Source organism: Massilia sp. (assembly GCF_032106685.1).
In the GTDB taxonomy this organism is placed as follows: Bacteria; Pseudomonadota; Gammaproteobacteria; order Burkholderiales; family Burkholderiaceae_D; genus Telluria.
In genome coordinates, this window is record NZ_DAMCPG010000067.1 from 1 (window position 1) to 18,146 (window position 18,146).

General features: G+C 68.5%; 14 protein-coding genes and 1 pseudogene. 6 read left to right on the forward strand and 9 right to left on the reverse strand.

The window, feature by feature from the left end:
- The coding region (locus RT688_RS22670) for a hypothetical protein (protein WP_313707097.1) at positions 1-192 on the forward strand (192 nt) is incomplete at its 5' end.
- Between the two features lie 99 nt (positions 193-291).
- Here RT688_RS22670 and RT688_RS22675 read toward each other — a convergent pair.
- A complete protein-coding gene (locus tag RT688_RS22675) occupies positions 292-1,260 on the reverse strand; it encodes a cupin-like domain-containing protein (protein WP_409521980.1) in 969 nt (322 codons plus the stop codon).
- 110 nt (positions 1,261-1,370) lie between these two features.
- Here RT688_RS22675 and RT688_RS22680 point away from each other — a divergent pair, with 110 nt between their 5' ends.
- Positions 1,371-2,015 (forward strand): NUDIX hydrolase, encoded by a 645-nt coding sequence (locus tag RT688_RS22680; RefSeq protein ID WP_313707098.1) that lies wholly within the window; start codon positions 1,371-1,373, stop codon positions 2,013-2,015.
- On the opposite strand, the gene RT688_RS22685 is transcribed toward RT688_RS22680, so the two are convergent.
- Genes RT688_RS22685 through RT688_RS22695 form a run of 3 tightly spaced genes read right to left on the reverse strand, consistent with a single transcriptional unit; the run spans position 2,012 to position 5,583 of the window.
- Complete coding sequence (locus tag RT688_RS22685; RefSeq protein WP_313707099.1) at positions 2,012-2,758, reverse strand: ABC transporter ATP-binding protein; 747 nt, start codon at positions 2,756-2,758, stop codon at positions 2,012-2,014. The two genes, RT688_RS22680 and RT688_RS22685, sit on opposite strands and share 4 nt — an antisense overlap.
- Positions 2,759-4,531, reverse strand: a complete 1,773-nt coding sequence (locus RT688_RS22690; RefSeq protein WP_313707100.1) for a branched-chain amino acid ABC transporter ATP-binding protein/permease — start codon at positions 4,529-4,531, stop codon at positions 2,759-2,761.
- Entirely contained in the window at positions 4,528-5,583 is a 1,056-nt protein-coding gene (locus RT688_RS22695) for a branched-chain amino acid ABC transporter permease (protein WP_313707101.1), read from the reverse strand. The genes RT688_RS22690 and RT688_RS22695 overlap by 4 nt, the downstream gene beginning before the upstream one ends.
- Before the next feature lie 287 nt (positions 5,584-5,870).
- On the opposite strand from RT688_RS22695, the gene RT688_RS22700 reads away from it, so the two are divergent.
- From RT688_RS22700 to RT688_RS22710, 3 genes are all read left to right on the forward strand, one after another.
- Positions 5,871-7,043, forward strand: coding sequence for an ABC transporter substrate-binding protein (locus RT688_RS22700; RefSeq protein ID WP_313707102.1), 1,173 nt, complete (start codon positions 5,871-5,873; stop codon positions 7,041-7,043).
- 251 nt (positions 7,044-7,294) lie between these two features.
- Complete coding sequence (locus RT688_RS22705; protein ID WP_313707103.1) at positions 7,295-10,195, forward strand: nitrate reductase; 2,901 nt, start codon at positions 7,295-7,297, stop codon at positions 10,193-10,195.
- Complete coding sequence (locus RT688_RS22710; RefSeq protein WP_313707104.1) at positions 10,192-10,701, forward strand: HPP family protein; 510 nt, start codon at positions 10,192-10,194, stop codon at positions 10,699-10,701. The genes RT688_RS22705 and RT688_RS22710 overlap by 4 nt, the downstream gene beginning before the upstream one ends.
- Positions 10,702-10,711: 10 nt before the next feature.
- Here RT688_RS22710 and RT688_RS22715 read toward each other — a convergent pair whose 3' ends face one another.
- Positions 10,712-12,028: an MFS transporter gene (locus RT688_RS22715; protein WP_313707105.1), complete on the reverse strand. Its 1,317-nt coding sequence runs from the start codon at positions 12,026-12,028 to the stop codon at positions 10,712-10,714.
- A gap of 237 nt (positions 12,029-12,265) precedes the next feature.
- Here RT688_RS22715 and RT688_RS22720 point away from each other — a divergent pair, with 237 nt between their 5' ends.
- Positions 12,266-12,649: a BlaI/MecI/CopY family transcriptional regulator gene (locus RT688_RS22720; RefSeq protein ID WP_313707106.1), complete on the forward strand. Its 384-nt coding sequence runs from the start codon at positions 12,266-12,268 to the stop codon at positions 12,647-12,649.
- A gap of 25 nt (positions 12,650-12,674) precedes the next feature.
- Here RT688_RS22720 and RT688_RS22725 read toward each other — a convergent pair whose 3' ends face one another.
- The 4 genes and pseudogenes from RT688_RS22725 to RT688_RS22740 all read right to left on the reverse strand — a co-directional run.
- A complete protein-coding gene (locus RT688_RS22725) occupies positions 12,675-13,631 on the reverse strand; it encodes a glycoside hydrolase family 43 protein (RefSeq protein ID WP_313707107.1) in 957 nt (318 codons plus the stop codon).
- A gap of 29 nt (positions 13,632-13,660) precedes the next feature.
- The gene (locus RT688_RS22730; protein WP_313707108.1) at positions 13,661-16,489 is read right to left on the reverse strand and encodes a TonB-dependent receptor; all 2,829 of its coding nucleotides are present in this window, start codon (positions 16,487-16,489) and stop codon (positions 13,661-13,663) included.
- A 168-nt stretch (positions 16,490-16,657) separates the two neighbouring features.
- On the reverse strand, positions 16,658-17,815 hold the full coding sequence (locus RT688_RS22735) for a sn-glycerol-3-phosphate ABC transporter ATP-binding protein UgpC (RefSeq protein ID WP_313707109.1): 1,158 nt from the start codon (positions 17,813-17,815) through the stop codon (positions 16,658-16,660).
- 16 nt (positions 17,816-17,831) lie between these two features.
- Positions 17,832-18,146: pseudogene (locus RT688_RS22740) on the reverse strand (carbohydrate ABC transporter permease); the annotation flags it as partial.

Genomic DNA, 18,146 nt, shown 5'->3' on the forward strand with positions numbered 1-18,146 from the left:
ACTTATCGACTGTTAATTGTTAAAGAACTGTGGCTTCCGCCGAGGATTCTGTACTACCTTGCTGCGTTGTGCGAATCGTTTTGTTCGTCAGCAGCAGAGAAGCGAGATTATGCAGTGTTTCGCGATCTTCGTCAACTCCTCTTTTTCTTCAGCGCCAGCGGCGTTATCGAAACACCGAGCTCAACTACTTGATTTCGCTGAACTTTTCTCGCACTGCAGAAGCAGGAACAGGACTATAGCAAACCGAAGGGCCTTCGCGCAAGACCCCGATGGCAAATACGCCACACCGTTTCAGCCGACCTGGCTGCGCAGCGCGGCATCGTTGCCGAGCACCAGCGGCATCGCCCGCGACCAGCGGTTGGCCGACAGCGAAAAGCTCAGCGAACGCACCTGGTGATACCAACCGGCCGGCACGTACAGCATGTCGCCCGGCTGGACGACGCATTCGATCAGCGCGGCCTGGCGCGCCAGCGGGAAGCGCTCGAAATCCGGCGCTTCGGGATCGAATGGCGAACCGAACAGCAATGCATTCGCCTCACGCGGATACAGAGAGGCGTCATGGTGCGGCGGCGCCAGGAAGATGCGCTTGCTGCCCCAGACCTGGGCGAACAGATTGTCGTCGTAGTCGCAATGCAGCGGCGTGACCGTGCCGGCCGGCCCCAGCCAGAAGCGCGGCGGCCCCGGCTTCCTGAGCCAGCCCGGCCAGTGGCAAAACCGGTTCAGGGCGCGCAGCTCCAGGTTGCCCACATACGGGGGCAGCGCCTCCCCTCCTTCCGGCGCCAGGTCGAGATAGTCGAGCATCGACATGTCGCGCATCGCCCGGTCGGGTGCGAAGGCGGTGCCGACATAGTCGCCTACGCGCGCCCGCACCGGCAGCGCGCCGAAGCGCTCGCGCAGGGTCTGCGGCGTCAGTGCGCACAGCGGCCAATGTTTGGCCGCGCCGGGCAGCAGGAAGGGGAGCCCTTGCGCCGCGCGGGCCTCGAAGCCGGCGCCGTCCAGCGCGCCCGCGCGCGGCACCTCGCGCAGGACCGGCAGGTCGCGCGAGGCGCGCCTGATGGCGTCGCGCATGGCCTCGATCGAGGTGACGCCGCGCACTGCGGCGTCCCGGTGAGCGCGTGCCTGCGCCCGCGCTTGCGCATCGTCGGCCGCCGCCGCTGGCCGCGGAGGCAGGCGCAGCGTCGGGCCAGTATGGATTGGGTTGTCGCCGGCCGGTGCGGCCTCGTTCTTGTTCAGCATGCGCTTGCGGGCAGTCGAGTTCATGTCGGGACGACAGCATAGCCTATGGAATGGCGCATGCCCAGGCCGGATGGCGCGCACATTGCCAGCACGTCCCAATCCACGGATGATTGCGTTTTTACCCGCCGAGACCGATGAGCATCCTGCGCCCCTGCCCCGACGACGACGGCCGCCCCGTCCCGATCCGCCAGCCTTCCATCCCCACGCCCCTGTCCAGGTGGAGCGATCCGCGCGAACTCGCGACCGTCGTTCCCGGCGGCCCGCTGCCGGCCGCGCTGAACGGCCTGCCCTTTGCACCCTGGACCGACGCGCCCGCTACGGCGCACGGTTGGAGCGCCTGCGCCATGGAAGCCGCGCTCGACGAGCCGCCCTTCGTCCAGCCCGCCGGAATGGCGGCGGCGGCCGGCGCGGTGATCCTGGAGGACGACGGGCGCGTGTGGCTGGTCGCGCCCTCGAACGGCTTCGGCGGCTACACGGCGACCTTCCCGAAAGGCCGGGTCGACCCCGGCACCAGCCTGCAGTGCGCCAGCGTGCGCGAAGCCTTCGAGGAGTCGGGCCTGCAGGTAGGCATCGAGGCCTTCCTGCTCGACATCCGGCGCACCCAGACCTACACGCGCTATTACATTGCGCGCCGCACCGGCGGCAGCCCGGCATGCATGGGCTGGGAATCGCAGGCCGTCCACCTGGCGCCGGTCGAGCAACTACGGCAAGTGGCGGCCCACCCGAACGACGCGCCGGTAATCGCGGCGCTCGAGCGCTGGCTGCACAGCCAGGCCTAGGCCGACTTCTTGTTCAGGCCCAGGTAGGTATCGATCACCCGTGGATCGTTCGCCAGCGTTGCGGCCGGCCCTTCCATCACGACCTCGCCCGTTTCCAGCACATAGCCATAGTCGGCTGCCTGCAGCGCGGCGCGCGCGTTCTGCTCGACCAGGAGGATGCCGACCCCGGTCTCCTTCAGGCGCACGATGACGCGGAAGATCTCCTTGACGATCAGCGGCGCCAGGCCGAGGCTGGGCTCGTCCAGCATCAGGAGCGACGGCCTGGCCATCAGCGCGCGCCCCAGCGCCACCATCTGGCGTTCGCCGCCCGACATCGTGCCCGCCGCCTGCGCACGCCGCTCACGCAGGCGCGGGAATAGTTCGTAGACGAAGGCGAGCTGCCCGGCATGGTCCTTGTCGCCGCGCTTGTAGCGGCTGTAGCTGCCGAGCAGCAGGTTGTCCTCGACGCTCATGGTGGTGAACAGGTCGCGGCTCTCGGGCACCAGGCTCATGCCGCGGGCGACGCGCTCCTCGACCGGATACGCGCTCACGTCCACGCCGCCCAGCAGCACCGCGCCGCGGGCCGAGGCCGTCGCACCCAGCGCGCCGGCGATGGCGTTGAGCATGCTCGACTTGCCGGCGCCGTTCGGCCCGATGACGGTCACGATCTGCCCGGCGCCCACCGTGATGCTCGGACCATGCAGGGCCTCGACCTTGCCGTAGGCGACGTGCAGCCCGTCGATTTCGAGAATGGGCGTATTCATTCAGTCTATCCCTCCGAGGTAGGCTTCGAGCACGGCCGGGTCCTGCTGGACCTGGGCCGGCGCGCCTTCGGCTATCTTTGCGCCGAACTCCATCACGACCAGCCGGTCGGCCAGGTTCATCACGAAGTCCATGTCGTGCTCGACCAGCAGGATGCTCATGCCCTCGGCTTTCAGTTTGTTGATGAGGCTCGCCAGCGCCTGCTTCTCCTTGTAGCGCAGGCCGGCCGCCGGCTCGTCGAGCAGGAGCAGGGCCGGATCGGCGCACAGCGCCCGCGCGATCTCCAGGATGCGCTGCTGGCCGAGCGCCAGGTTGCCGGCCTGCTCGTAGAGCAGCTCGCCCAGCCCCACGCGCTCGAGCTGGCGCCGCGCCTCGAACAGCAGCGCCGCCTCCTCCTCGCGGTCGAGCCGCAGCGCGCTGGCCAGCACGCCGCGCCGCGCGCGCAGGTGGGCGCCGATGGCGACGTTCTCCAGCACCGTCATCTCCGGCAGCAGGTGCACGTGCTGGAAGCTGCGGCCGATGCCGAGCTTGACGATCTCGCGCGCCGGCAGCGTATCGATGCGCGCCAGGGCGTCGCCGCGGCGCAGGCGGATCTCGCCGCCGCTGGCCGGCAGCACGCCCGTCACCAGGTTGAACATGGTCGACTTGCCGGCGCCGTTCGGCCCGATCAGGCCGACGATCTCGCCGCCGTGCACCGTGAAACTCATGTCGTTCACCGCGACCAGGCCGCCGAACTGCTTGCGCGCCTTGTCGACCACCAGCAGCGGGTAGCCCGGCGCCGCCTTTGCCCGCTGCGGCAGGGTCGCGGCACCCTCGGGCGCAACCGCCGCCGGCCGCTGCGGCAGGTACTGGGCGATGAAGGGCCAGAGCCCGTTGCGGGCGCGCTGCAGCAGGATCACCATCAGGATGCCGAACACGATGATCTCGAAGTTACCGTTGGCGCCGATCAGGGTCGGCAGCCAGCTTTGCAGCTGGTCCTTCAGGATGGTGAGCACCGCCGCGCCGAGGATCGCGCCCCACAGGTAGCCGGCGCCGCCGATCACCGCCATGAACAGGTATTCGATGCCGGAATTCAGGCCGAACGGCGACGGGTTCACGGCGCGCTGCAGGTGGGCATACAGCCAGCCGGAGACGCAGGCCAGCAGCGCCGCGGCCACGAAAATGCGGATCTTCATGGCCGCGGTGTTCACGCCCATCGCCTCGGCCATCAGGGCGCCGCCCTTGAGCGCGCGGATCGCGCGCCCGGAACGCGAATCGAGCAGGTTGCGCAGCAGGATGACAAAGCCGAGCACCGCCAGCCAGATCATGAAGTACATGCTCTTGCCGGAACCCAGGTCGAGGCCGAACAGCGTGATCGGCGGGATGCCGGCGATGCCGTCGTACTTGCCGAGGAACTCCATGTTCCCGAACAGGTAGTACAGCGACAGCCCCCAGGCGATGGTCCCGAGCGGCAGGTAGTGGCCCGACAGGCGCAGCATGATGGCGCCGATGAAGAGCGCGCAGCCGGCCGTGATCAAGAGACCGCACACCAGCCCCAGCCAGGGCGACAGGCCGTGGGCGGTCGCCAGGTAGGCGGTGGCGTAGGCGCCGAGGCCGACGAAGGCAGCCTGGCCGAACGAGGTCAGGCCGCCGACCCCGGTCAGCAGCACCAGGCCGAGGGCGACGATCGCATACAGCCCGATGTAGTTGCCGAGGGTGATCCAGTAGGGCGGCAGCGGCAGCAGGCCGAAGGCCAGCGCGGCCAGCCCGAAGATGAGCAGCGAACGGCGCGTCATGCTTCTTCCTCCTCGACCTGCGGATGAACGATCGAGCGCCACAGCAGCACCGGAATGATCAGGGTGAACACGATCACTTCCTTCAACGCGCTGGCGTAGAACGAGGAATAGGCTTCCAGCAGCCCGACCAGCAGCGCGCCGCCGGCGGCCAGCGGATAGCTCGCCAGGCCGCCGATGATGGCGCCGACGAAGCCCTTCAGCCCCATCAGGAAGCCGCTGTCGTAGTAGATCGTGGTGATCGGCGCGATCAGGACGCCGCACAGGGTGCCGATGATCGAGGCCAGCAGGAAGGCCAGGCGCCCGGCCTGGACCGTGCCGATGCCGACCAGGCGCGCGCCGCGCCGGTTGACGGCCGTGGCGCGCAGGGCCTTGCCCGACAGGGTGCGGTCGAAATACAGCCAGAGCGCACCGATCAGCAGCAGCGCCGCCGCGATCACGACCACGCTCTGGCCCGAGATCGTCACGGTGCCGACATTGAACACTTCCGTCCAGAACGGCGTGGTGCGCGAGCCCTCGGCGCCGAACAGCACCAGGCCGATGCCGAGCATGACCAGGTGCACGGCGACCGCCACGATCAAGAGCACCAGCACCGGGCTTTCGGCCAGCGGCTGGAAGGCCAGGCGGTAGATCATCGGCCCCATCGGCACCACGATGGCAAAGGCCAGCAGCAGTTGCGCCGGCATCGGCAGGGCCGCGCCGTCGACGCCGCGCGCGAGCGCGTAGACCGCCACCGGCAGCAGGACGAACTTGAGGAAGGACGCCGCCAGCGCACGGCCGGGATGGATCTGGCCGGCAGGGCTGCGCAAGGTGACGAAGGCCTCCTGCGCGAAGCTGGCGAGCCCCAGGATCACCAGCAGGGTGGCGCTCTGCGGGAAGTGGCCGGCCTGGAAGGCGGCCATGGTCAGGGCCCCGAAGGCGACGAATTCGCCCAGCGGAATGAAGATGACGCGGGTGATCGAGAACACCAGCACCAGCGCCAGGGCCAGCAGCACGTACACCGCGCCGCTGGCGATGCCGTCCTGGGTCAGGATGGCGAAGATAGATAAATCCATACCGCTGCCGATGGGCGCGACGGCTCCCGGCGGCGCCGACCGTACTGACCGCACGGCGCCGCTGGCCGGCCACGCCCGCGTGGCCCTCCTCTCTCCAATCGTTGTTATGGGCGGCGCTTCGCGAATGCTCTCGGCGCCGCCCGCTTATGCGTAGATGATATTCGAAAAACATTGAAAATCGACATTTTTTCCTGTCGAGCGGCCTATACTATGGCGTGTTCCCGCCTCGTTCGTCTTCGCTGGAATGGTTGGCGGCACCCACTTCAAAACAACAAAGGAGACTGGCAATGACCGCAGCACCCCGTTTTCCTCTCATCCGCAAGCGCGTCCTCGCGCTCGCCGCCCTCGCCACCCTGGCTGCCGCCAACGTCCATGCGCAGATCAAGGTCGGCGTCTCGATCTCGACCACCGGCCCGGCCGCCTCGCTCGGCATCCCGGAAAAGAACACCGTCTCGCTGTTCCCCGCCGAAATCGCCGGCCAGAAGGTGCAGTACATCGTGCTCGACGACGCCTCCGACGCCACCCAGGCCGTCAAGAACGCGCGCAAGCTGGTCTCCGAAGACAAGGTCGACCTCCTGATCGGTTCGTCGATCACGCCGACCTCGCTGGCCATGCTGGAAGTGGCGGCGGAAACCCAGACGCCGATGATCTCGATCGCCGGCGGCTCGCGCATCGTCGAACCGATGGACGCCAAGCGCCACTGGGTGTTCAAGACCACCCAGCACGACGGCCAGATGGCCGCCGCCATCACCCAGCACATGGCGAATAACGGCGTCAAGACCATGGGCTTCATCAGCTTCAGCGACGCCTACGGCGACGGCTGGTGGACCGAGGCGCAGAAGATGGCGGACGTGCGCAAGATCAAGGTCGTGGCCAACGAGCGCTTCGCCCGCACCGACACCTCGGTCACCGGCCAGGTGCTGAAGCTGGTCGCGGCCAACCCGGACGCGATCCTGATCGCCGCCTCCGGCACCCCGGCCGCGCTGCCGCAGAAGGCCCTGCGCGAGCGCGGCTACCGCGGCAAGATCTACCAGACCCACGGCGTGGCCAACAGCGACTTCCTGCGCGTCTGCGGCGCCGACTGCGAAGGCACCTTCATCCCGGCCGGACCGATGCTGGTCGCCTCCCAGCTGCCCGACGCCAATCCGGTGAAGAAATCGGCGCTGGCCTACGTGAACAAATACACCGGCGCCTACAACAAGGACAGCCTGTCGACCTTCGGCGGCCACGCCTGGGACGCCGCCCTGCTGCTGCAGGAAGCGGCGAAGAGCGCGGTGCCGAAGGCGAAGCCGGGGACGAAGGAGTTCCGCGCCGCGCTGCGCGACGGCCTGGAAGGCATCAAGAACCTGCCGGCCTCGCACGGCATCTTCAACATGACCCCGACCAACCACCAGGGACTGGACCAGCGTTCGCAGGTGATGGTGCGGATCGAGAAAGGGACCTGGAAGTACGTGCCGTAAGCGACACCTCCCCCTAAGCTTCCTTTCGCCGGCGCCCTGCACCATCGCGTGCACGGCGCCGGCGTCATGCCGGCTACCCGGCCGCCATCGCCCGGCTATCACGCGCCCTGTCTTTGCCAGGATCGCTATGCTTCCTAGCCATGTATTAGTGACAAGTACTTTTCTATAAATGTTTTTCCTGATTGCACGGGCTAACCCTTCCACAGGGCCTTGTCGCCGGTGCGGCAGGGTTTTCATTCAGGAGGAGAGGCATGGAATCCAGGGACAGCGTCGCCGACATCTGGGGCGAGCGCACGCCGTATGCCGGCGAAGACCAGTGGCCGGTCCGCGTCGACCAGCGCACGCTTGACGAACCCGAGCGCTGGGTGCAATCGGCCTGCGTGCTGTGCTCGAACGGCTGCGGCTGCGACATCGGGGTCAAGGACGGGCGCATCGTCGGCGTGCGCGGACGCGCGCAGGACGTCGTCAATCGCGGCCGCCTGGGGCCGAAGGGATTGCACGGCTGGGAAGCCAACAACAGCGCCGACCGACTGACTTACCCGATGATCCGGCGCCACGGCCGCCTGGAGCGGGCCAGCTGGGACGAAGCGATGACGCTGATCGTCGAGCGCACCCAACAGATCAGGCGCGACTTCTCGGCCGGCGCGATCGGCTTCTACACCAGCGGCCAGCTCTTCCTCGAGGAGTATTACACGCTGGGGATGATCGGCAAGGCAGGACTCGGCACGCCGCACATGGACGGCAACACCCGCCTGTGCACCGCCACCGCCGCCGCCGCGCTCAAGGAGAGCTTCGGCAGCGACGGCCAGCCCGGTTCCTATTTCGACGTCGACAGCACCGACTGCATCCTGATGGTCGGGCACAACATGTCGAACACCGACACCGTGCTGTGGATGCGCGTGCTGGACCGGCGCCGCACCGCCAACCCGCCGAAACTGATCGTCGTCGACCCGCGGCGCACCATGACCGCGCGCGAAGCCGACCTGCACCTGGCGCCGCGCATCGGCACCAACGTCGCCCTGCTCAACGGCCTGCTGCACCTGCTGGTCGCCGGCGGCCACGTCGACCGCGCCTTCGTCGACCGGCACACCACCGGCTACGACGCGTTGGCGAAGCTGGTCGCCGACTACCCGCCGGAACGGGTCGAGGAGATCACGGGCGTGCCCGCCGCCGACCTGCGCCGCGCCGCCGACATCATCGGCCAGTCGCGCATGCTGCTCTCGACCTGCCTGCAGGGCGTCTACCAGTCGAACCAGGCGACCGCCGCGGCGGTCCAGGTCAACAACATCAACCTGGTCCTGGGCCGCATCGGCCGCCCAGGCTGCGGCCTCCTGCAGATGAACGGCCAGCCGACCGCCCAGAACACCCGCGAAGCCGGCGCCGACGGCGACATGCCGGGCTTTCGCAACTGGCACAACATCGACCACATCGAAGACCTGGCGCGGGTCTGGAACGTCGATCCGGCCATCATTCCGCACTGGACCCCGCCGACCCATGCGATGCAGATCTTCCGCTATTGCGAGACCGGCTCGATCCGCATGCTGTGGATCCAGGCCACCAATCCGGCCGTGTCGCTGCCCAACCTGGCGCGGGTGCGCAACATCCTGCAAAAGCCCGAGTTGTTCGTGGTGGTGCAGGACGCCTTCCTGACCGAGACCGCGCAGATCGCCGACGTGGTGCTGCCGGCCGCGCTATGGGGAGAAAAGACGGGCTGCTTCACCAACGTCGACCGCACCGTCCACATCAGCCACAAGGCGGTCGAGCCGCCCGGCGAAGCGCGCGCCGACTTCGATATCTTCGTCGACTTCGCGCGGCGCATGGATTTCCGCGACAAGGACGGCGCGCCGCTGATCAAGTGGTCGACGCCGGAGGAAGCCTTCGAGGGCTGGAAGGCCTGCACCCGCGGCCGTCCCTGCGACTACACCGGCCTGTCCTACGCGAAGCTGAGCGAGGGATCGGGCATTCCCTGGCCCTGCAACGAGGAGCATCCCGAGGGCACGCCGCGCATCTATCAGGATCTCGTCTTCCCGACCGATGCCGACTACTGCGAAGACTTCGGCCACGACCTGATCACCGGCGCGCCGATCCCGGAGCAGGAATACCGCGCTTCCAACCCGGCCGGCCGCGCGGTCCTGAAGGGCGCCGAATACATGGCGCCCTTCGAGGAGCCCGACGCCGATTATCCGCTGTTCCTGACCACCGGGCGCCTGGTCTACCACTTCCACACCCGCACCAAGACCGGCCGCGCGCCGGCGCTCGCCGCGGCCGCGCCGGAAGACTTCGTACAGGTCGCGCGCGAGGACGCCGGGCGGCTGGGCATCGCCGACGGCGACTGGGTCCGCATCGCATCGCGGCGCGGCATCGCCGAGGCGCGCGCCAGCATCGCCGACATCGTCGCCGGCGAGATCTTCGTGCCCTTTCACTTCGGCTACTGGGACCAGCCGGGCCGCGCCCGTGCCGCCAACGAACTGACGATCTACGAGTGGGACCCGGTCAGCAAGCAGCCGCACTTCAAGTACGCCGCCGTACGCCTCGAGAAGATCGCCGCGCCGACCAGCACCCAGCCGGAACGGATGGACCCCGCCGCACCAGGCGTCAGCGACCCGGCATCGACCGGCACCGGCGTGGTGCATGCGCTGAAGCAGGCCAAGGAGGTGCTGGTCGAAGGCTGGGAAAAGGCGCGGCCGCTGCGCGCCCACGTCGCCGATTACCTGGGCCTGCTGCAGCTCAGCGAGCGGCGCCTGGTCAAGGCCTTCGAGCAGGTCCGTTCGACCCACCCGGACGAACCCGACATCGGCCCGCTGTGCCACGTCTTCGCGCAGTGGTCGGGCGCCTCGGCCGAGGCGCTGGAACCCTTCGTCCAGCAATACGGCGAACGCCGCGAAGGCGAGCCGAAGCGGCTCGACGATGCCCTGCTGGTCCAGCGCAAGCAAGGCGGCTTCGACATGCTGCGCGACCTGCACGACCTGTGGTTGCTGGTCAACGAGAGCATGATCTCGCTCGACATCCTGGAACAGGCCGCGCGCTCGCTGCACGACAAGGCCTTCGAATCCGCGATCACGACAATCCGTCACCAGAACAAGCGCCAGCTCCAGTGGCTGCACGGGCGCATCCGCCAGGCCGCGCCGCAGACCCTGGTGGTGCCCTCGTGAGCGGCGCGGACAGGCTCGCGCGCGCGGCCGCGCCGCCGCTCGCCGCCGCCCTGGTGCTCGGCCTGGTCGGACTGGGCGGCATCCTGGCGGGCGTGCCCTGGCTGTTTCCCAGTCTCGGACCGACCGTCGCGATCCAGGCCAGCACGCCGACGCAACCCAGCGCCAGGCCGTGGAACGTCTGCGCCGGACACCTGATCGGCCTGGCCTGCGGCATCGCCGCCGTGCATCTCACCGGCGCCGCGGCCCTGCCCGGCGTCACCGAGGCGCACATCCTGTCCGGACCGAGGCTGGCGGCCGCCGTACTGGCGGTCCTGTCGTCGATGGGCCTGCAGGCGGCGGCCAAGGCGCGCCATCCGCCGGCCGAGGCGACCACCCTGCTGTTCGCGCTGGGTGCAATGCAGCCCGACCTGCGCAACGCGCTGACCGTCGCCGCCGGCGTGGTGCTGGTCACGGTGCTGGGCGAAGGCTGCCGCCGGATGTTCGCGCGCGCGGCGCAGGACAGCTGAAGCGGCGGTCCTACTCCAGCACCCGGTTGCGCGACTCGACGTCGACACGGGCGATCGCCAGCGCGCCGAGCGCCAGGAAACCCGCCAGCATGGCCAGCGCCAGCGTGAAGTGGGTCGCCATCACCGGCGCCACGATGGCCGGCGCGAACAGCCCGCCGAAGCGCGCGACCGCGCCGGCCGTTCCCATCCCCGAGGCGCGCAGGTCGGTCGGATAGACTTCGGGCGTGAAGGCGTACAGGGCGCCCCAGGTGCCGAGCAGCGCGAAACTCATCAGGAGGGTCGAGCCGACCACCACGCTTGTTGCGCTGCCGAAGCTGTAGAGCATGCAGCCCAGGGCGCTGAGCAGCAGGAAGCCGATCAGCGTCGGCTTTCGGCCCCAGCGTTCCACGCCATAGGCCGCCAGCGCGAAGCCCGGCAGCTGCACCAGCGCCAGCACGATCAGGAACTCCTGGCCGCGCATGAAACCGAAACCTTGGGCGCTCAAGCGCACCGGCAGGTAGACGAACACGCCGTAGTAGGCGATCGAGATCAGCGCCCAGGCCGCGAACAGGCCAACGCTGCGACGCCGCAGTTGGTGCGAGAACAGCGCCGACAGCCCGTGCCTCACCGCGCTTTCCGGCTGCAGCGCCGGAATCGTCACCTGCCGGCCGTTGACCCGGGCGACGCGCTCAAGCACCGCGCGCGCCTGCTCCGGCCTGCCGCTGCGGTTCAGGTACATCGGCGACTCGGGGATCGACAGGCGCAGCACGACGCCCACCAGGGCCGGGACCCCGGTCACCAGGAAGATCACGCGCCAGGCATCCTCGCCCCAGCGCAGCGCCACCAGCGCCAGCACCGCCAGCAGGATGGTGCCGACCGCCCAGAAGGATTCAAGCAGCACCAGCCAGCGCCCGCGCCGGTCGCTCGGCAAGAATTCGGCCATCATCGTGTAGTCGACCGGCAGCGTGCCGCCGACGCCGATGCCGGTCAGGAAGCGCAGCGCCAGCAGCCAGGTGAAGTCCGGGGCAAAGGCGGAAGCGACTCCGAAGCAGGCGTCGACCAGCACCGCCGCCATCAGCACCGGCCTGCGCCCGATGCGGTCGGCCAGGCGCCCGAAGCCGAAGGCGCCGAGCAGCATGCCGACGAAGAACACGGTGCCGGTCTCGAGCGCCTGCGGCATCGCGATGCCGAAGGTCTTCGCGATCGAGGGCGCGGTGAAGCCGATCGACAATACCTGCATGGCGTCGGCCATCCAGACCAGGCCGAAGATCACGAACAGGCGGTACTGGAATTTGCCGACGCCGGCTGTCTGGATCCCCTGCTCCACGGTCATGCGCGCTGTCGGCATCTGTTTCCCTTCAACTTTGCTGTGCTTGCGATCAGGCAATTTTAACGTTTTCTCATCGGCATTGCGGCGTCCACCGCTCGCGCCGAGTGTGAAAGACATCGGCGGCGCTGACCGTGCAATGGACGACATAGCGGCGAAAATCAGGCGCGCTTCGGCATCGCGGCTTCGGCGAGCTCTTGACGGAGTCGATTACGGATGTAATCATCGAATTCGCTTACAACTGTAAATGATTCTCCCATGTCTTCCGAAACCAACATCAGCGACGCCGAGTCGCACGTCATGGAGGTGTTGTGGCGCGCGCCCGGACCGGTCGTGGCCGAGCAGGTCGTGGTTGCTTTATCCGAGAGCCAGCACTGGCAGAGCGCCACCGTCAAGACCCTGCTCAACCGGCTGCTCAAGAAGGGCGCGATCGCGGCAACGAAGGACGGACGGCGCTTTCTCTACCACGCTGTGCTACAGCGCGAGGCCTGGCTGGCGCGCGAAAGCGAGCGCCTGGTGCAGCGCCTGTTCGGCGGGCGCATTGCATCGCTGGTAGCGCACTTCGGCGGCCGCGGCAAGCTGTCTCCGGCTGACGTCCAGAAATTGCGTCGGCTTATCGAGCAATACGAGGCTCGCCAGTAATCACGCCCGCGCGCGCCCACGGCCATCAAGCCGCAGGCGCCTCCCGCGGCCCGGAACTCGGACCCGCCGTGACCGGCCGCCCGCCCTCCCACTCCAGCCGGTCGATGCACATCCGCCGCGCGGTCTGTGCCTCGTCCCAGGCGTGATACACGATCCAGGTCTGGCTCCCGTCCGGCGAGGTGGTAAAGGAGTTGTGCCCGGGTCCGACGATCCCTGGCCGGCTGCGCATCAAGAGCGCCTCGTGTCCGCCCTCGGGCCGCCGGTACGGACCGAGCGGGTGGTCGGCCACGACATAGCTGACGCCGTAGTTCTCGCGCTCCCAGGCGCCGCCGCTGTAGAAGCAGTAGAAGCGTCCCTCGTGCACCTGCACCGCGGCGCCCTCCACCGTGTGCCAGTCGTAGACGCCGCCGTACATGCTGCGCCCCTTGCGGAAGATGTGCCAGTCCTGATGCGGACGCACCACCACCTGCGGCTGGCCGGCCAGGGTCGTCATGTCGAGCAGGCGGTCGACCACGATGCCGGTGCCGATCCGGTGGTCGTCGTCGACGTCGAGGAAGTCGACGCAATAGAACAGGTACCACTGGCCATCAAGGTGCCGGTAGGGATGGGCGTCGATCGAGAACGGCTGGTCTGGCGCCAGGACCTTGCCGCAATCGACGAAGGGGCCGGCCGGATCGTCGGCGACGGCCACACGCAGCTTCTGGTCGGTGCCCTCGTCGGCCGAGCCGGATGAGTAGTACATGTAGAAGCGACCCGCGTGGAAGGCCACTTCCGGCGCCCAGCAGTGCAAGGCGCCGGTCGGCGCGAGCGCGTGGCCGAGCGGCTCCCACGCGACCAGATCGAAGGAACGCAGTACCGGCACCTGGCGGCCGTCCGCGCCGCCGGGCCCTGTGCCGTAGGCGTAGTAGACGCCCTCGTGCTTCAGCACGAAGGGGTCGGCGAAGGTGTCCGGATAGACCGGGTTCTGGTAGGTGCGCTGCAATCGCTTCTCCTTCAACGGGACCCTCGCCCTTACATCTTGTAGCGCAGGCTCAATGCATAGGTCGTCGGGTTGTAGCGGATGTCGCGCGGCTGGTATGGCCCGAGCGAACTCTCGAACTTCGCCTTGGTCAGGTTGATCGCGTCGAAGTGCAGCGACACGTTCGGCGACACCTCGTAGCCGATGCTCAGGTCGACGAAGGTGGTGGCCTTGACCACCCGGTCCTGGCCGAACGGCGGCTCGGCGATCTGCTCCACGTAGTCGCCGCGGCGGGTTGCGGCCAGGCGGCCGGTGATGCCGTTGCCCTCGTAGAGCAGCGCGAGGTTGTAGTTCTGCTTGGCCACGCCGATCAGGGCGGTCTTGTCGAACACGTCGCTGCCGAAGTCGGTCCTGGTTTCGTTGTCGCCGTCGATCCAGGTGTAGTTGGCCTGGATGCCGAACTCGCTCCAGAAACCGGGCAGGAAGTCGAAGAACTTCTGGCCCCCGAGTTCGACGCCGCGCAGCGTGCCCTTGCCCGAGTTCTGCGGACGCGTCACGCGGTAGGTCACGCCGTCGATGCTCTCGTCCTGGGTGAAGTTCTGCAGGTAGCCGTCGATGTCGCGGTGGAACAGCGCGACCTGGGCGTAGCCGTTCTTCGCGAAATAGTATTCGAGCGTGGCGTCGAGGTTCTTCGAGCGGGTCGGCTCCAGGTAGGGATTGCCGGCGCCGCCGCTGCCCGGGGCGTTCACCGTAGGCGGCACCAGCGAGAGCGCCGGGTTCAGCTCGCGGAAGCCCGGCCGGGTCAAGGTCTTGCCGGCGGAAAGGTGGGACTGCCACTGGTCGCTCCAGTTGACGACCGCCGAGACGCTCGGCAACACGTTGGTCTCGGATGTCGACAGGCTGACGTCGCTCACCACGTCGCCGATGCGGTTCTGGCCGCGCAGCGTGCGCTTGTCGCGCAACACGCGCGCGCCCGCTTCGCCGCTGACCTTGATGCCGCCGAACTCGGTTTCCCAGCGTCCCGACAGGTAGAAGGTGGCGTTGCGCTCCTTCTGGTCGAACAGGCGGGTCGGATCGTCCGGCACGCGTCCGCCCGGCTGGCCGTAGGCGTTGCGCACCACGTCCGCGTTATCGAGCAGGAAGTCCGACGACGGCGTGTACCAGGGGCCGCCCAGGCGGTCCAGGCCCGGCACCAGCTGTTCGAAGCCGGGGCCGAACAGGCCGATCGGGGTCGGACGGACGCTTCCCGCCAGGTCGGACGCCCGTTCGGCGCCGTGGTAGCTGGCCTTGCGCTGCGACAGCCGCACGCCCGCCAGGATCGCGCGGAAGAAGTCGCCGCCGAGGCGGTAGGTGCCGTCGGCGCGCCACTGCCACTGGTTGCCGGCTTGCTCGTTCCAGTTCTGGACCAGGCCGCGCAGCACGAACCCGTTCGGGTCGCGCAAGGCGTTCGCGCTGCCCGGCGTGGTGACGGCATTGTAGCCGCCGTGGCCGTCGGCGCCGACCGCATACACGCTGGAGCTGGCGCCCGGGATCTGCTGGTCGACGATGATGGTGTCGTTGACGAACTTCGAGCGGGTATGGGCCAGGTGGGTCTTCACCGTCAGCGGCCCGTTCGCGTAGCGCAGCGCGAGGTTCAGGTAATTGGTGCGGGTGCGCTCGTCCTGGCCCCAGGTGCTGGTGGCCATGTAGGGGTCCCAGTCATAGGCGCCCGGGCCGAACTGGGCGGCGGCGGCATCGGCCGACAGGATGGGGCAGATCGTGCCGCGCGGCGTGTTGCAGTGGCTGCCCTGCGGCGCCAGCACCGCGTTGGTCAGGCGCGGCGCCCAGGTGACGATGTCGAGGATGTAGTTGACCGCGTTGCGGCCCTGGTAGCCCATGCCCAGGTACTGCGCGCTGGCTTGCAGTTGCGGGCTGATCTTCCACTGGAAGGCGCCGTGGATGCTCTGGCGCTCGCGCTTGCCGCTGTTGTAGATGCCGCCGATGTTAGGCAGCTGGCCCAGCACTTCGCCGGGAGCCGCAACCGGCGGCACCCGGTTGTCGAGGCGGGTCGCGGTGCCGTCCGCGTTCACCGAGAACACGTTCTCGGGCCGGTCGACCCATTGCACCGGATAGGCCCAGTTCTCGCGGAAGACCGCGACGTCGAGCAGCGCGCCCATTTCGCCCACGCCCGTGTCCCAGCGGTTGCTGACCGAGAAGCCGCCGCCGGGGTTGTGCCTATCCTCCGTCGCGTCGCTGCCGTTGGTCTTGTGCATGCGGTCTTCGACGAAGCCGGTGACGCTGAGGCCCTTGGCGTCGAACGGGGAGCGCAGGCGCACGTTGACGGCGCCGGCGATCCCGCCCTCGAGCTGGTTCGGGGTGGCCGACTTGTAGACGTCGAGGCCGGCGATCGATTGGACCGGCAGGTCCTCGTAGGACAGGCGGCGCGCGGCAGCGGTGAAGATCTCGTTGCCGTCGATCGTGGTGGCCACATCCGGCAGGCCGCGGATGATCACGGTGCTGGTCTGCCCACGGTCGCGGCCCACCTGCACCCCGGCCACGCGCTGCAGCGCGTCGCCGGCCTGGCGGTCGGGGAACTTGCCGATGTCCTCGGCGTTGATGGCGTCGACCACCTGCAGCGCGTCGCGCTTGATGCTCTCGGCCGAACGCAGGCTCTGGCGCAGGCCGGTGACCTGGACCACGGACACCGCCTGGACCGGCTGGGCATCGGCGGCTGGCTGCTGGCCTGCCGGCTCTCCGGCCGTGGCGGACTGCTGGTCGGCCGCCTGGTCGGCCGGCGCGGCGGCGGCCGCACTGTCAGCGGCGCTTTGCGCCAGCGCCGGCGCCCCGTAGGCCCACGCCAGCATGAGGGCGGCGCAGAGCGGCTTGACTGTCAATCGGGTCATGCTTGTCTCCTGGGTTCTGTATGAGGGTGACGCGGGAGTGATGCTCCCGGGCCGCCGGGCCGGCCTGGACCTTGATGAGATCTTACGAGGCCGGCCCGGCCGTCACCCATAACGAAACGCGCGGGAGCTATCCGAAAACGTCATGTCGTGGGCGCCGCGCCACACTGTTCATGGCAAGCGCACGGCCGGAACCCGCGAAGCCGGCGGCTCGGCCGTGCTCTCGACCCAGCCCGGCGCGAACACCCGCCCCTCCTCGTCGAACAGGAAGGCGCGCGTGGCCGGGAACACCAGTTCCGCCCTGCTCCCGGGAGTCGGCGGCGCGGTGTCGGCGTCGCACTTGACCGCCACCATCTCGGCCACGCCGTCGACGTGGAAGTAGACCAGGGTGACGTCGCCCAGGTACTCGACCAGGGCGACGGTGGCCGCGATGGCGCCGCCTTCGTCCCCGGGCCTGGCCATCTGCAGGTGCTCGGGCCGCACCCCGAGCGTGACCCGCACGCCCGCCCGCACGCGCGCGGCATCGGCCGCGACCTGGACCCGCGCCCCGCCCGCCAGCGCCACGGTGGCGCCGCGTTCGCCCTGGTGGACAAGCGTCGCATCGAAGAAGTTCATGCGCGGCGAACCAAGGAAGCCTGCTACGAAGCGGTTCGCCGGGCGCTCGTACAGCTCGAAGGGCGTGCCGACCTGTTCGATCCGGCCGCCGTTCAGGACCACGATCTTTTGGCCCAGGGTCATCGCCTCGACCTGGTCGTGGGTCACGTAGATCATGGTGCTCTTCAATTCCCGGTGCAGGCGCGCCAGCTCGACCCGGGTCTGGCCGCGCAGGGCCGCATCCAGGTTCGACAAGGGCTCGTCGAACAGGAAGACCTCGGGTTTGCGCACGATGGCGCGGCCGATCGCCACGCGCTGGCGCTGGCCGCCCGACAGCGCCTTCGGCTTGCGCTCCAGCAGGTGGCCGATCTGCAGGATCTCGGCCGCGCGCCCCACCCGTTCCGCGATCTCCGCCTTCGGCACCTTCGCCAGCTTCAGCGCAAAGCCCATGTTCTCCGCCACGCTCATGTGCGGATACAGGGCATAGCTCTGGAACACCATGGCGATGCCGCGTTTGGCCGGCTCGACGTCGTTGCTGACGCGCCCGCCGATCTCGAGCTGGCCTTCGCTGATGTCTTCCAGGCCGGCGATGATGCGCAGCAGGGTCGACTTGCCGCAGCCCGAGGGGCCGACGAAGACCACGAATTCGCCGTCCTCGATGGTGAGGTCGATGCCCTTGATGACGCTGTTGTTCTCGTACTGCTTCTTGATGCCGCGTAGGCTGACCGATGCCATGTGCGCTCCTGAATGATTAGCCTTTGAGGCCGCTGGCCGCGAGGAAGCCCTGGGTGACCCGGCGCTGGAAAGCAATGTAGGCCAGGCCGACCGGCAGCGCGCCCAGCAGCGCGGCGGCCATCAGCTGGGCGTAGCGCACCCCGAAGGCGTCGTAGGTCTGGGTCAGGCCCAGCGGGATCGTCATCATCTCGTTCGAGGTGACGATGATGAAGGGCCAGAGGAAGTTGTTCCAGGCGCCGATGAAGGTGACGATCGCCATCGCCCAGACGATGTTGCCCGAGATCGGCAGGTAGACACTCCACAGCACGCGCAAGGGGCTGGCGCCGTCCAT